This is a genomic window from Kribbella sp. NBC_00482 (assembly GCF_036013725.1).
Lineage (GTDB): Bacteria > Actinomycetota > Actinomycetes > Propionibacteriales > Kribbellaceae > Kribbella.
Window position 1 is genome coordinate 5,974,926 of sequence record NZ_CP107881.1, and the last position, 14,797, is coordinate 5,989,722.

At 69.1% G+C, this 14,797-nt stretch carries 12 protein-coding genes and 1 riboswitch; of the genes, 8 read left to right on the forward strand and 4 right to left on the reverse strand.

Features of this window, described 5'->3' with window-relative positions; genetic code table 11:
* Window positions 1-30: 30 nt before the first annotated feature.
* Genes OHB24_RS29045 through OHB24_RS29055 form a run of 3 tightly spaced genes read right to left on the reverse strand, consistent with a single transcriptional unit; the run spans window position 31 to window position 3,284 of the window.
* Window positions 31-672, reverse strand: a complete 642-nt coding sequence (locus tag OHB24_RS29045; RefSeq protein ID WP_327634032.1) for a maleylpyruvate isomerase family mycothiol-dependent enzyme — start codon at window positions 670-672, stop codon at window positions 31-33.
* Window positions 669-1,400 (reverse strand): mycothiol-dependent nitroreductase Rv2466c family protein, encoded by a 732-nt coding sequence (locus tag OHB24_RS29050; RefSeq protein ID WP_327634033.1) that lies wholly within the window; start codon window positions 1,398-1,400, stop codon window positions 669-671. The genes OHB24_RS29045 and OHB24_RS29050 overlap by 4 nt, the downstream gene beginning before the upstream one ends.
* A 48-nt stretch (window positions 1,401-1,448) precedes the next feature.
* Window positions 1,449-3,284, reverse strand: coding sequence for a helix-turn-helix transcriptional regulator (locus OHB24_RS29055; RefSeq protein ID WP_327634034.1), 1,836 nt, complete (start codon window positions 3,282-3,284; stop codon window positions 1,449-1,451).
* Between the two features lie 37 nt (window positions 3,285-3,321).
* Here OHB24_RS29055 and OHB24_RS29060 point away from each other — a divergent pair, with 37 nt between their 5' ends.
* Window positions 3,322-5,379, forward strand: a complete 2,058-nt coding sequence (locus OHB24_RS29060; RefSeq protein ID WP_327634035.1) for a prolyl oligopeptidase family serine peptidase — start codon at window positions 3,322-3,324, stop codon at window positions 5,377-5,379.
* A 22-nt stretch (window positions 5,380-5,401) separates the two neighbouring features.
* On the opposite strand, the gene OHB24_RS29065 is transcribed toward OHB24_RS29060, so the two are convergent.
* A complete protein-coding gene (locus OHB24_RS29065; protein WP_327634036.1) occupies window positions 5,402-6,766 on the reverse strand; it encodes an aminotransferase class V-fold PLP-dependent enzyme in 1,365 nt (454 codons plus the stop codon).
* Window positions 6,767-6,783: 17 nt separating this feature from the next.
* Window positions 6,784-6,897, reverse strand: a riboswitch (SAM riboswitch).
* Between the two features lie 96 nt (window positions 6,898-6,993).
* Here OHB24_RS29065 and OHB24_RS29070 point away from each other — a divergent pair.
* The 7 genes from OHB24_RS29070 to pgsA all read left to right on the forward strand — a co-directional run bounded on the left by OHB24_RS29070 (window position 6,994) and on the right by pgsA (window position 14,774).
* A complete protein-coding gene (locus tag OHB24_RS29070) occupies window positions 6,994-7,509 on the forward strand; it encodes a DinB family protein (protein WP_327634037.1) in 516 nt (171 codons plus the stop codon).
* 31 nt (window positions 7,510-7,540) lie between these two features.
* Complete coding sequence (locus OHB24_RS29075) at window positions 7,541-8,335, forward strand: DUF4184 family protein (protein ID WP_327634038.1); 795 nt, start codon at window positions 7,541-7,543, stop codon at window positions 8,333-8,335.
* Window positions 8,336-8,609: 274 nt separating this feature from the next.
* Window positions 8,610-11,033 carry a DNA translocase FtsK 4TM domain-containing protein gene (locus OHB24_RS29080; RefSeq protein WP_442914005.1) on the forward strand — a complete coding sequence of 808 codons (2,424 nt, stop codon included), beginning with the start codon at window positions 8,610-8,612 and terminating at the stop codon, window positions 11,031-11,033.
* A 4-nt stretch (window positions 11,034-11,037) separates the two neighbouring features.
* Window positions 11,038-11,604: a hypothetical protein gene (locus OHB24_RS29085; RefSeq protein WP_327634040.1), complete on the forward strand. Its 567-nt coding sequence runs from the start codon at window positions 11,038-11,040 to the stop codon at window positions 11,602-11,604.
* Window positions 11,605-11,721: 117 nt separating this feature from the next.
* Window positions 11,722-12,486, forward strand: a complete 765-nt coding sequence (locus OHB24_RS29090) for a helix-turn-helix domain-containing protein (RefSeq protein ID WP_327634041.1) — start codon at window positions 11,722-11,724, stop codon at window positions 12,484-12,486.
* 51 nt (window positions 12,487-12,537) lie between these two features.
* Window positions 12,538-14,154 (forward strand): 30S ribosomal protein S12 methylthiotransferase RimO, encoded by a 1,617-nt coding sequence (gene rimO, locus OHB24_RS29095; protein ID WP_327634042.1) that lies wholly within the window; start codon window positions 12,538-12,540, stop codon window positions 14,152-14,154.
* The gene (gene pgsA, locus OHB24_RS29100; RefSeq protein WP_327634043.1) at window positions 14,151-14,774 is read left to right on the forward strand and encodes a CDP-diacylglycerol--glycerol-3-phosphate 3-phosphatidyltransferase; all 624 of its coding nucleotides are present in this window, start codon (window positions 14,151-14,153) and stop codon (window positions 14,772-14,774) included. Before rimO ends, pgsA begins: the two co-directional genes overlap by 4 nt.
* The last annotated feature ends 23 nt before the right edge of the window (window positions 14,775-14,797 follow it).

Genomic DNA, 14,797 nt, shown 5'->3' on the forward strand with positions numbered 1-14,797 from the left:
TGCCGCCCGCCGGAGCCGGTGAGTACGACGTCATACACGCTGTAAGACTTCCGCGCCCGGACCGTCGAGTTGCGGCAGGACGACGCGACGGCCGGTGAGCAGCAGGAGCAACGACAGCACGGGACCGCGGAGCTCCGGCCCGTCGCCCACGCTCCAGTCGACGTCGTCGGCGACCAGTCGCAGACCGTCGTACGGCACCGGCTTGAAGACCTTCGATTTCCGTCCGCCCCGGCACTCCCAGACACGTGAGGCCGCCGTCGCGGCCACCTCTGGCGGAACCGGGAGCGTCCGGCCGATCGGGATGGCGATGTCCTGCCCGTGGACGACGATGTCGATCAGCGTCTCCCGCGGAGTGACGCCGAGGTTGTGGCGCCGGGAGCCGACCATGTCGCGGATCTCGCTGATGAGCCGTTCGGCAGGCAGGGCCGCCTGGTCGCGGCCGGAGGTCTGAATCATCCAGTTGAGGCTGTGGACGCCCGGATGCTTGAGCACGAGGCGGAGGATGTCGCCGACGGTCATCTGCTGAAGGGTGAGGTGCCCGGCGACATCGCGGACGGTCCAGCCGTCGCACAGCGAGCGATGCGACCAGTCAGCCGGCGCTAGCGTTGCTAGCAGGTCGGCGGTGCGCAGTCGCTGGGCATCGATCGCGGCCCAGAGTTCGTCGTCGTTCATGGTGCCTCCCCCTCCATCGGACGGTAGCTCACATCGGGCGGTGTGGTGCGCGTGCGCTTGAGTTCGTAGAAGTCACGACACCCCGCGAGCAGCCGTACGCCGTCGAACAGGCGGAGCGCGTCGTCGCCACGGGGGACCGCGTTCAGGACCGGTCCGAAGAAGGCGGCCCCGTCGATGTGCACAACCGGCGTACCGCCGTCGATCCCCACCGGACGGGTGCCTTCGTCGTGGCTGCGGCGCAGTGCCTCGTCGTACTCGGTGGTGTCGGCGGCGTCCGCGAGCGTCGCGGGAAGTCCGGCCTCGGTCAGGGCTGCTGTCGAAGCGTCGCGGTACTCCGTCGGCGTCGGATAGCGCCAGTGGTCGAAGATCAGGTTGCCGAAGGCACCGTGCCACCTCCGGAACGCTTCACTGCCGTGGTGCGTGACGACTGCTGTCGCTACCCGGGAAGGGCCTGTCGATGCGTCGAGCTGCCGGCTGTAGGTGTCGTCGCGGCCTTCGTTGAGCATGAGCAGGCTCATCACGTGGTAGCGGAGGTCCAGGTCGCGATGCTGAGCGACCTCTCGTAGCCAGCAGGCCACGACCCACGTGTACGGGCAGACAGGGTCGACGTACAGGTCCACGCCTGGTGCTGTGCGTGCTGCTTTGGTGCCCAGGCGCTCAGTGAAGTAGGTCCTGGTGACCTGGTCCCACAGGTCGAGGTCGGCACCGGTCTGGTCGTATCGCGTCATGTTCCTCAGCGTCCGCCGCGGGATTGCGTGGCGCATCGTCCGAATTGCTCATCCCTTACTCACCCAGGCAGCGACCTGGGCGCGGTTCGCGAAGCCGAGCTTGGTGAGGATGTGCTGGACATGGTTCTGGGCTGTTCGTTCGGAGATGACCAGTGCTGCGGCGATCTCGCGGTTGCTGAGGCCCTTGGCGACCAGACCGGCGACTTCCCGCTCGCGCTGGCTCAACGGGCTGGTGGGCTTGCTTAGTCGTTCCACCCACGGGGTCATGCCGAGGGTCTTCGCCAGCGGCAGTGTCTCGGCGGCCAAGGCGCGTGCCTGCGCCAGGTCACCGGACTGCTCGTACGCCTCGGCCAGCAGACAGGCGGCCTCGACCGCGAAGCCAGGCGCACCGATCGACCGGCAGAGCGCACCGGCCTTCTGGAGGTCTGCGGTGGCCGCTTCCCATTCGCCGAGCGCGGCAGCGCACGCACCGAGCACCAGTTCGACAGGACCGAGGAAGTTGGTCGCCCCGGCGCCGCCGACGACGTACCGGCCACGGCGGGGTTCCAGCCGGGCACGAAAGAGCCGTACGTCGTCGACGCGGCCGAGTGCGGCCGCTACTCGTGCTGCTGCGGCGTCCATCAACAACTCGGCGGCCCGCATCGGTTGCCAGGACTCCGGGTGGCCGCAGCGTTCGTACGCCGCGGCCGCTTCGTCGAACCGCCCTGCGTCCACGAGGACGAACGCACGAGCCAGGCGGGCGGACAGGTCCCAGCGGACATCCGTCCCGAACTGCCACGCCGCTGGGCTCAGCAGGTCCTCGGTGTGACCACGGTGGTGGCCCAGCAGCATTTGGAAGGCGACCTCGGCACCATGCGCCGCGGGGTGGTCGATCTCCCGGAAGCCGGTGAGCGCGTCGGCGTGCAGGGCCTCGGCGTCCTCGAACTCAGCCCTGGCCAGTGCGAGCGACGCCCGCGTCAGCAGCACGTGCCAGCGGCCGTGCGGACCGCTGACACGACCTGCACAGCTCGCGAGCCGGCCTGTCTCGGCTGCGACCGCGGCCAGGTCGCCTACGTACCAGAGCGCGTCCACTCGCCACAGGCGTCCGCGGAGCTCGATCTCGGCGCGGCCGGTCGACGTACCGAGCTCGATCATCCGGCGTGCTGCCGTGGTCAGTTCGTCGACGTCGTCAGGTCCGCTGGTGGCGAGCTGGCGTGCAGTGAGCGCCTCGACGAGCAGGTCGTCGTCTTGAATGCTCTCGGCCTGGCGGAGAGCTTCGCTGCTCGCAGTCGAGGCCTCGGACCAGCGGCCGAGGTAGATAGCCGCCTGTGCCTGCCGGGCTCGTAGACGGACCTTGCGCTGTGCTGACAGCCTCGGCGCGGCGAGCGCTTCGCTGCACCACTGGTGGATGTCGCCGTCCCACGTGGACTGGCCGATCGGCTCCAACGTCACTGCTGCGTCTGCGAGCAGGTCGAGGTCCTGCGAGGTGCGTGCAGTCATGACCGCGGCCCGGACGGCCGCGTGTGCTGCCTGGAGGTCACCGGCGCGGACAGCTGCCCTGGCGAGGTTGAGTTGCAGCCGTGCTCGCTCTCGCGGATCAGGTGTCACTGCGACGGCTGCGGACCAGTGCCGCTGGACCTCGGCCGGTGCGTCGACGGCCTCAGCTGTACGGCGGTGCAGGTCGGCGCGGGCGGTCAGGGGCAGCCGTGCCTCGGCCTCCCGGCGTACGGACTCGTCGGCAAACCAGGCCTCGCCGGCTGTGACGACCAAAGCGCCGGCACGGACCAGCTCGTCCAAGGCGTCCATGAAGTCGTTCGGCGGTAGGCCGACGACCTGCTGGAGTACGTCGAGGCGCACCCGCTCACCGGCCACCGCAGCGGCTCCCAGGAGCAGGTCGTTAATCACGCTCGCAGTGTGACCGGCACAGGTTAGGTTTGTCAGCATGACCTATCCGGAGAGCCGTCGCGACGATGTGGTCGAGACGTTGCACGGGCACCAGATCGCTGATCCGTACCGCTGGCTGGAAGACCCTGACTCGGCTGATACCCGGGACTGGGTCAACCGGCAGAACGAGTACACGCAGGCTGAGCTGGCCGGCTACTCCGAGCGTGGCTGGTTCGAGACCACCATGTCCGCGATCCTCGCGCGCCCACGCGCCGGCGTACCGGTCAAGAAGGCGGGCTGGTACTTCGTCGGGCGCAACGACGGCACGCAGGCACAGGACGTGATCTACGTTGCCGATTCGCTCGACGAACTGCTGTCCCGCGGCCGCGTGCTGATCGACCCGAACACCCTCTCCGAGGACGGCACCGACTCGCTCGGGTCGTTCACCGTGTCGCCGGACGGGAAGTACTTCGCGTACGGCATCAACGAGAGCGGCAGCGACTGGACGACGTTCCGGCTGCTCGACATCGCCACCGGTACGCCGGTCGACGATGCGGTGTCGGAAGCCAAGTTCAGCGAGGCTACGTGGCTGCCGGACAGTTCGGCGTACCTGTATCTGCACTACCCGGCGAGCGGGCGCAGCGAGGGGACCGGGACGGCGTCGCTCGGCGGCGGGCGGTTGATGCTGCACCGAGTCGGCACACCGCAGTCCGAGGACGAGCTGGTGCTGAGCTTCCCGGGTCAGGACCAGTACTTCTTCACGCCCGACGTGTCTGACGACGACCGCTACCTCGTAGTCCACATCACCGAGGGCACCGATCCCAGCACGCGGCTCTGGTTGTACCCGATCAGCTCGGACGGGCTGGGCGAGCCGGTGAAGGTCGTCGACGAGTTCGCGGACGAGATCGCGTTCGTACGGATGTCCGGCGACCACCTGGTACTGCGGACCGACCGGGACGCGTCCCGTGGCCGCGTGGTGCTCTCGACGATGGACGGTGAGTTCACCGACCTCATCCCGGAGGGAGAGTCGACACTGCAGGCAGTCCGCGGTACTGCGGACGGCCTGGCCACGCTGACGCTCGTTGATGCGCAGCCGGTGTTGACGCTCTACGCGTTGGACGGATCCGGCCAGCGGGTCGTCGACGTACCTGGCGGGGGAGTGGTCGGCCTCAACGCCGGACCGGAGTACGACGAGCTGTTCATCGGACTGTCGACGACAACCGACCCCACGCTGTCGTACGCCGTTTCTACCGGGTCAGGCGACGTACGCGCACTGCCGGAACTGGTCCGTGGCTCTGGTGGATTCACGCCGCCACAGGTCACCGTGACGCGCCAGATCGCCCCCGGCCGCGACGTGCCGTACTTCCTGATCACCCGGGCCGACCTGGACTTCGAGACGCCGCGTCCGACGCTCATGTGGGGGTACGGCGGGTTCCGCATCCCGGTCGAGGCCGACTACCGCCCCGGCTGGCCGGCATGGCTTGCTGCAGGCGGCGTACTGGTCATCACGAACCTGCGTGGTGGCGGCGAGTACGGGTCCGAGTGGCACGACGCGGGCCGGCTCAAGAACAAGCAGAACGTGTTCGACGACTTCATCGCGGTCGCTGAACACCTGCGGGACACCGGCGTGACCACTCCGGCGCAGCTGGCCATCCACGGTCGCAGCAACGGCGGACTGCTCGTCGGCGCCGTCATGACGCAGCGACCGGACCTGTTCGCGGTCGCATTGCCCGGCGTGGGCGTCCTGGACATGCTGCGGTTCCACCTGTTCACCGTGGGAGCGGCATGGGCGTCCGACTTCGGTCTGCCGGACGATCCCGAGCAGTTCGAGGACCTGTTGGCGTACTCGCCACTGCATCGCGTCAGCGACGGTACGGCGTACCCGGCAACTCTCGTGACCACAGGTGACCACGACGACCGGGTGGTGCCGTTGCACAGCCACAAGTTCATCGCGGCGCTGCAGCATGCCCAATCCGATCCGCGGCCTGTCTTGACCCGGGTCGAGGTCAACACCGGCCATGGCTTCGGAAAGCCCGCCGCGATGATCGCGGCGGAGTGGGCGGACCTACTGGCGTTCGCTGCTCACCATGTAGGTCTCGTACCTCCTGAGCAGTAGGAGGGCTGCTGCACCAGCTGATTCACCAGATGCGGGGTGCTTGGAGGTCGCGGGGATCGTCGGACGGCTGACAGCCGTGCGCGCTCTCCGTGTACTCCGTGCGCGGGCCGCTCGTGGCCAGCGTGCGTACGGCGTCGACGAGCCGGTCCACGTGCTCACGGGTCGTCCCGAGGCCGAGGCTGGCGCGGACCGCCGTACCGTGCTCGGGGGAGCCGGCGAGGAGGTGGCCGACCAGCGGGTGCGCGCAGAACTTGCCGTCCCGGACACCGATGCCGTACTCCGCGCTCAGCGCCGCGGACACCAGCGTCGAGGTCAGACCGGCGACCGTGAAACAGACGGTGCCGACACGGTCCGCGTCCTCGCCGAAGATCGAGTACGTCGTGACGCCCGGGACCTGGGCGAGGCCGGTCCGCAGACGGGCCAGCAGGCTGCGCTCGTGCTGCTCGATCGCGTCGCGGTGCTTGCTGATCGCGGCGCAGGCACTCGCCAGGGCGATGGCGCCGATGACGTTCGGAGAGCCGCCCTCGTGGCGGGCCGGGCCGGTCGTCCACACCACGGTGTCGCTGGTGACCGCATGAGTCGCGCCGCCGCCGTGCAGGTACGGGTCGGCGGCGTCGAGCCAGTCGGAGCGGCCGATCAGCGCCCCCGCGCCGTACGGCGCGTAGAGCTTGTGACCGGACAGGGCGACCCAGTCGACGTCCAGGGTGGCGATGTCGACCGGGCGGTGCGGGGCGAGCTGCGCGGCGTCGAGGCAGACGCGTGCGCCGTGCGCCTTGGCCACCTTGGCGATCTCGGCGATCGGGAAGATCTCGCCGGTCACGTTGGACGCGCCGGTGATGACGACCAGCCGCGGGCCCTCAGGCGCCTGACGCAGCGCGTCGGCCACACGGGTCACGGCCTCGGCCGGGCTCGACGGAGCGGCCAGGCGAACGGTCCGCTCGGCCGGCCAGGGCAGGAGCGCCGCGTGGTGCTCGGACTCGAACACGATCACAGTCGCGTCCGCCGGCACCGCACGGGCCAGCAGGTTCAGCGCGTCGGTGGTCTGCCGGGTGAAGATCACCTGGTCGTCCGCACGGGCCCCGACGAAGGCGTGTACCTCGGCGCGTGCCCGCTCGTACCACTGCGTGGTGATCCGCGAGGCGTACCCGTTGCCGCGGTGCACCGACGCGTACGACGGCAGGGCGGCCTCGACACTGGCCCGGACGGACTCCAGACACGGCGCGCTCGCACCGTGGTCGAAGTTCGCGTAGTCCGTGACCCGGCCGTCGGCGAGCGGGACCAGGAGGTCCGAGCCGACCGTGGCGGGGATGCTGCCGGTCGCGAGCCGGGCGATCGCCGGCCGCGGAGACGTCGTACTGGCCGGCTCGAGAATGGACAGGATCGACATGATGCTGCTCCCAGGGAAGTCCGCACTTGCCGAACGGGGTATCCGCACGGCCTGGTCTTCACCCGGGGCACCCCGCCGCGGAGGAGGGTTGCCGGCCAGCTAGCCGGGGCTTGTCGCTGACACTCATGACCTGCCGAGAACGGTAACGAACGGGCTACGGGCTCCGCCAGTAGCTATCTCATGTGATGAGATGACTGCACACATCGTGGGACGAGGTAAGGAAGTCGATGACCTGGAGAGCACCTGCCGTCGAGCGTCCGGACGGCTCGCTGACCGCACCCGAAGCGGAGCTGCTGCACGGCTACCTGCAGTTTTACCGCACCACGCTGCTCTTCAAGTGCGCAGGCCTGACCGCTGAGCAGCTGGCCGAGCGGCCGTCGCCGCCCTCCAATCTGTCGCTGCTGGGCCTGATCAGGCACCTCACCAAGGTCGAGCGGATCTGGTTCCGCATCCACTTCGCCGACGACCCGGCAGAGCCGCTGTTCGCGCCGGAGCTCGGCAAGGACGCGGACTTCGAGTTGATCGACCCTGCCGACGCGCAGGCGGCGTACGACGGTCTGATCGCCGAGTGGAAGCTCTCCGACGATGCTGCCGCCGGTCACTCGCTGGACGACCGCTTCACGTTCAAAGGTACCGAGTCGACGCTGCGGATGATCTACATCCACCTGATCGGCGAATACGGCCGTCATTGCGGCCACGCCGACCTCTTGCGGGAGCAACTCGACGGCACCACAGGCGCGTAACGACGACCTTGACGGCTTCTAAGGTGCGGGGGTGCCGTTCACCCTCGCCCACCCTGCGGCAGTCCTCCCGCTGTTCCGCCGGCCCTTCGTGGCGTCAGCCCTGGTGGCCGGTGCGGTGGCGCCCGACCTGCTGTACATCGGCCCGATCTACCGGATCGCCACGCGGCAGATCAACGGCAACTTCACGCTGACACTCACCCACGAGTTCACCTCTGCATTGTGGCTGGACCCGCTGCTAGCGCTGTTGCTGCTCGCCGTCTTCAACCTGGTCCTCAAGCGTCCCCTGATCGCTCTGGCGCCACCTGCGCTCGCCGGCCGGCTGGAGACCCCACGCCGGCCGTTCCGCATCCCCAGCGCCTCCGTCCTCCTCTGGACGGTCGTCTCAGCCGTCGTGGGAGCGATCACTCACGTCGTCTGGGACTCGTTCACCCATGGCGACGGCTACTTCGTCCGCCAGTTCCCCGGGTTCTTCCGGGCACAGGTGACGGGAGCGTGGGACGTCAACCGCATCCTTCAGTACGTCAGCACACTGGGTGGCTGCCTCGTTCTCGCGGTGTGGCTCTATCGCTGGTACCGCCGTACGGCACCACAGCCCGTCGATGAGCGCATGCCGACCTGGGTCCGGTACCTCGTCTACGTCGCGGCCATCGGTCTGGCGGTCAGCGGAGCGGTTGCGGAGCTCGGCCGCGTCGACGGCGGGTTCGGCGGTGAGATCGGCGTACGAACGGTGCTCACCGGCCTCATGTCGGGCGGTCTGATCGCTGTCGGTGCGTACGTCGTTCTGTGGCACCTGGAGCGGTTGCGACGGCGAACACACGTTTCGTGACGCTACGGATGGGGCAGCGTGATCGGCGTGTGACACGTGGGACTCAAGGGGTAATCGGGGTAGCCTGATCGATATGGCGAGCCGCACGTCTTCCCCGGCGCGGGCGCAGAAGTCGGCAGCTAAACGGCCGAGCACGGCCCGTTCGGCTGCCGGTGGACGCTCCCGTCCGTCAGCCGCCCAGAAGCGTGGGCAGAGCACGAAGCGCGGCGGTGGATCCACCGCGGCGCGGACCAGCACGCCCAAAAACAGCGGACCGGGCCCGTTCGCGGCCGCCATGCTCGCGCTCTGCCGCGGGGTGGTGAAGGTCTGGATCGGTATCGCGCACCTGCTCGGCGGCATGGTGCGGGGGATCGGCCACAGCGCCCGCGACCTGGAGCCGGAGCATCGCCGTGACGGCGCCGGCCTGTTCCTGATCGGCCTGTCGGTCGTCGTGGCCGCAGCGATCTGGTGGGACCTCCCGGGCTCGGTCGGCGACGGCGTACGAACCGTGGTCGGCGGCAGCATCGGCATGCTCGGCTGGGCCCTGCCGCTGATGCTGGTGGTCGTCGCGATCCGCACGCTGCGTCACCCGGACCGCAACGGCCCGGCCGGCCGTCAGGTCATCGGGTGGACCGCGGTGTGTCTCGGCGTACTGGGCCTGATCCACATCGCCAACGGTCTGCCGCGGCCGAGCAACCCGGCCGACGGACCGCTGCGTGACGCCGGCGGCGCGATCGGGTACTTCGTCTCGTCGTTCCTCTCGGACCTGCTCACGCAGTACGTCGCAGCGCCCCTGCTGGTGCTGCTGTCGATCTTCGGCGCCCTGGTCATCACCGGTACGCCGGTGTACGCGATCCCCCTGCGATTCCGGGCGGCGTTCGACGTACTGATGGGACGCACCGAACTGCCCGAGGATGCTCCGTCCGTGATCGCGGCTCCGACCGACGACACGGTCCGGCTGACCCGCAAGCAGCGGCGCGCCAAGGCCGAGCTCGAGGAGGACGGCGAGCCGACGATCAAGCCGTACGACTCGCCGGTGCTCGGGGAGACCCCGAAGCGCGGCCGCAAGGCGAAGGCGCAGCCGGTGGTCGAGGAGCCCTACGACGTCGACGACTCTGACGGCGCAGCCGCCGCAGCCGCGGTCGAGCCCGCCTTCGAGGCGCCCGCCCCGAGCAAGCCGCCGGCACCGGCGCCCGAGCCGCCGCCGCACACGCCGCTGCCGCAGCGTGTCGAGCAGCTCAGCCTGTCCGGCGACATCACGTACACGCTGCCCGACGGGCAGATGCTCAAGCCCGGCTCGGTGCACAAGGCCCGGACCAAGGCGTCCGACGCGGTGGTCGACCGGCTGACCGAGGTCTTCGAGCAGTTCGGCATCGACGCGCAGATCACCGGCTACACCCGCGGCCCGACAGTCACCCGGTACGAGGTCGAGCTCGGCTCCGCCGTGAAGGTCGAAAAGGTCACCGCGCTCTCCAAGAACATCGCGTACGCCGTCGCGTCGGCCGACGTCCGGATCCTGTCGCCGATCCCCGGCAAGTCCGCGATCGGGATCGAGATCCCGAACATCGACAAGGAGACCGTCAGCCTCGGCGACGTGATCCGGTCCGCGACCGCCCGCAACGACCACCACCCGATGGTGGCCGGGCTGGGCAAGGACGTCGAGGGCGGCTTCGTGGTCGCGAACATGGCGAAGATGCCGCACCTGCTGGTCGCCGGTGCCACCGGCTCGGGCAAGTCGGTGTTCGTCAACTCGCTGATCACCTCGATCCTGATGCGCGCCACGCCGGACGAGGTGCGGATGATCCTGGTCGACCCGAAGCGGGTCGAGCTGAACCACTACGAGGGCATCCCGCACCTGATCACGCCGATCATCACCAACGCCAAGAAGGCGGCCGAGGCGCTGCAGTGGGTCGTACGCGAGATGGACATGCGGTACGACGACCTCGCGGCGTTCGGGTTCCGGCACGTCGACGATTTCAACAAGGCGGTCCGTGGCGGGAAGGTGAAGCCGCCACCGGGATCGGAGCGTGTGCTCACGCCGTACCCGTATCTGCTGGTGATCGTCGACGAGCTCGCCGACCTGATGATGGTCGCCCCGCGCGACGTCGAGGACTCGATCGTCCGCATCACCCAGCTGGCGCGGGCCGCCGGTATCCACCTGGTGCTGGCCACCCAGCGGCCGTCGGTGGACGTCGTCACCGGTCTGATCAAGGCGAACGTTCCGTCGCGGCTCGCGTTCGCGACCTCGTCGCTGGCCGACAGCCGGGTCATCCTCGACCAGCCGGGTGCGGAGAAGCTGGTCGGTCAGGGTGACGGCCTGTTCCTGCCGATGGGTGCGAGCAAGCCGATGCGGATCCAGGGCGCATGGGTGGACGAGTCCGAGATCCACGGCGTTGTCGAGCACTGCAAGGCGCAACTGGAGCCGACGTACCGCGAGGACGTCACCGCCGTCGCCGGGCCGAGCAAGGACCTCGACGACGAGATCGGCGACGACCTCGACCTGGTCGTGCAGGCAGCGGAGCTGATTGTTTCCACCCAGTTCGGCTCGACGTCGATGCTGCAGCGTAAGCTCCGCGTCGGCTTCGCCAAGGCCGGGCGGCTGATGGACATCCTGGAGAGCCGCGGTGTCGTCGGTCCCAGTGAGGGTTCGAAGGCCCGGGACGTCCTGGTCAAGCCCGACGACCTAGAGGACTTCATCACCACCCTCCGAGGAGAGTGAGACCGTGACCGCCGCGAGCGCACTGCCCAGGCAGGACCGATTCGACGTCGACCCCGAGCCCGTGCCGTTCACTGTCAGCGCCTCGCAGCGGGTGCACGGCGGGCTCGCCGTAGGCGCGGCGCTGGTCGCGATCGGCTTCGCGGCCTCGGCGTCCACGAGTCCGGCCGGCATCCTGCGCTGGATCGTGGCGGCCGCGTTCGCCGTACTCGCCGTGGTGTGTGCCCGCGCGCTGACAGTGGGGGACATGCTGGTCGCCGACGATGTCGGCATCCGGCTGCGCATCGGCAGCGAGTGGGTGGGTACACGGTGGGAAGACATCGAAGAGGTGACGGTGCTGCAGCGCCGGCATCCGCTCGACGACGGGCGGATCGCCGTACACCTGCAGGATCCTGGGCCCGTCCTCGGTGCGCTGCCGAGTTCGACCCGCAAGACAACAGATGCCAACCGCCGCCTGACCGGATCGTCACTCGCGATACCGTTCGGGTTGACGGCTCGGCCGTCCAACGGGGAAGTGGTGCAGGCACTGCACATGCTGGCCGATGCCAGATGTCCGGTCAGAGAACAGCTCTGACTCGTCCGTGACCCCGTCGAACCCAAGCCGTTGAGTTGATGTCGTTGTGTTGATATCGACGCACCGGCTGTCGATGGTCCGTGCGAACAGGTCGGACGAGGAGAGGATGGTGGGGACGTGAGCATCGGCAGCGAGCTCACGGCGGCCCGCGTACGGGCCGACATGACGATCGAGCAGTTGAGCGCCGCCACCCGGATCAGATCCGGGCTGCTGATCGCCATGGAGGCCGACGATTTCTCCCGCTGCGGCGGGAACTTCTACGCCCGTGGGCACATCCGGTCGATCGCTCGCGTGGTCAAGGCCGACCCCGCTCCGTTGATTGCCGCCTTCGACGCCGAACACGCTGTCGAGGAGGAGAAGTCCCGGCGCGAGGAACGCGCCGCGGCCAAGTCCCCGACCCTCCGCCCGGCCCGCCCGCGCTGGGCTCTCGTGGTCGGCGCGATCCTGGTCATCCTGATGGGCTGGGGGATGGTGCGGCTGTTCACGCTGCCCAGCGACATCGAGGCCAACGCGTCCAAGACCGCGACCACGACGGCAACGGTCACGACGCCGACCCCGAAGGCACCGCCGCAGCCGACCGTGCGGCCCACCAAGAAGCCGACATCGGCCAAACCGCCTGCTCTTCAGACCGCGCTGAGGCTGACGGCGACGGGCGACGGCACGTACCTGACGATCCGGGACAGGAAGAACCGACGCCTCTTCCAGGGCCGCCTCAGCCCCGGCATCGCGCAGTCGGTCACCAGCGCCGGCGACATCCGCGTGATTGTGGGCAACCCGGGCAACCTCGTCGTCGTGCTCAACGGCAAGCGGATCCCCACCAAGCTCTACAAGTTCACCGCGCACCCGAACGGCACCCTCAGCAAGACCGTCGGCAACCAGTAATCGCGCTTCTGAGTTAGGTACGGACGTGCACAGCGCGTCATACTCGTTGGGATGACTACGCCACCCACCACCGTCGCCCTGGTCACGCTGGGCTGTGCCCGTAACGATGTCGACTCCGAGGAACTCGCCGGCCGGCTCGAAGCCGGCGGATTCCGGCTGGTCGACGACGCCGCTGAGGCGGACACGGTGGTCGTGAACACCTGCGGCTTCGTCGAGGCCGCGAAGAAGGACTCCGTCGACACGCTGCTCGCGGCGGCCGACTACAAGGATTCCGGCCGCACGCAGGCCGTCGTCGCGGTCGGCTGCCTTGCGGAGCGGTACGGCGAGCAGCTCGCGGACGCTCTCCCGGAGACAGACGCCGTACTCAGCTTCGACGACTACACGGACATCTCGGATCGTCTCCGCGAGATCCTTTCCGGTACGAAGCACCAGGCCCACGTACCGCGTGACCGCCGCAAACTCCTCCCGTTGGCCCCCGCCGATCGCCACACCGCCCCCGGTGTCGCAATTCCCGGCCACGGAGACTCCACCGACGGGCCGACGCCTGTGCTCGGTGACCACATCCCCGAGGCGCTCCGCCCGGTCGGAGCGACCTCGGACGCTCCCGGCGAGCTCAAGGGACGTTTCGTCACCGGTGCACCGGAAGAGCTGAAGATCGACGCCCCGGACCTCGCGACCGCCCCCGCCAGCGGCCCCCGCGTCATGCGCCGTCGCCTCGACGGCGGCCCGATGGCCCCGCTGAAACTCGCCTCCGGCTGCGACCGCCGCTGCGCGTTCTGCGCAATCCCGATGTTCCGCGGCGCCTTCGTGTCGCGCCGGCCGGCCGAGGTACTCCGCGAAGCCGAGTGGCTCGCTGAGAACGGCGTACGCGAACTCTTCCTGGTCTCCGAGAACTCCACCTCCTACGGCAAGGACCTCGGCGACCTCCGCCTCCTCGAGACCCTGGTCGGCGAGATCGCCCAGGTCCCCGGCATCACCCGTGTCCGCGTCTCGTACCTGCAGCCCGCCGAGATGCGCCCCACCCTGCTCACCGCGATGGCCGCCACCCCCGGCGTCGTCCCGTACTTCGACCTCTCCTTCCAGCACGCCTCCGGCCCGCTCCTGCGCCGGATGCGCCGCTTCGGCGACTCCGAGCGCTTCCTCGAGCTGATCGCCCAGGTCCGCGCCGCCGCCCCGACCGCCGGCATCCGCAGCAACGTCATCGTCGGCTTCCCCGGCGAGACCGACGAGGACGTCGACATCCTGTGCGACTTCCTGTCCCGCGCCGGCCTCGACGCGATCGGCGTCTTCGGCTACTCCGACGAGGACGGCACCGAGGCCGAGACGTACGACGGCAAACTCGACGAGGACACCATCGCCGACCGTCTGGACCGCGTCAGCCGCCTCGCCGAGGACCTGACCTCCTCCCGCGCCGAATCCCGCATCGGCGAACTCCTGGAGGTCCTGGTCGAATCCCTGGAAACCACAGCTGCGGCTGAGGGTCGGGCCGCGCACCAGGGTCCCGAGGTGGACGGCATGACGACGGTGACCGGCCTCCCAGAGGGGATCCGGGTCGGGGATCTGGTCGCCGCGAAGGTGGTGTCGAACGACGGCGTCGACCTGATCGCCGAGTTCGCGGCACTCGTGAACGCCCCAGACGCCCGCTCGGCAGCTAACCTGACCGCGTGACCAACCCGGAGACGAACCCGGCGCCGCACGCAGCCGGCGGCCATCTCCACGCGCCCAGCGCCTGGAACGTGCCGAACGCGCTCACGGTCCTCCGCTTGGCCCTGGTGCCGCTGTTCGTCTGGCTCCTGCTCCGCGACGGCGGTCACACCACCAGCGACCGCCTCCTCGCCACGGCCGCGTTCGTCGTCGCCATCGTCACCGACCGCTTCGACGGCGACATCGCCCGCCGCTGGAACCTGGTCACGAACTTCGGCAAGATCGCCGACCCGATCGCGGACAAGGCCCTCACCGGCGCCGCGTTCCTCGGTCTCTCGTACCTCGGCGAACTCCCATGGTGGGTGACCATCGTCGTCATGGTCCGCGAGTGGGGTGTGACAGCGCTCCGCTTCTGGGTCATCCGCCACGGCGTCATGCCCGCCAGCCGCGGCGGCAAACTGAAGACAGTTCTCCAGGCCGTAGCCCTGGGCCTCTACCTCCTCCCATGGCAACACCTGGCGCTGGTCCACTGGCCCGCGGTAGCCATCATGACCGCCGCCGTCCTGGTAACCATCGTCACTGGCCTCGACTACCTCTCCCGAGCCCTCCGCCTACGAGCGGCTGCCAAACGCCCCCTCCCATAACCCCCAGCCGCCGCGTGATTGCG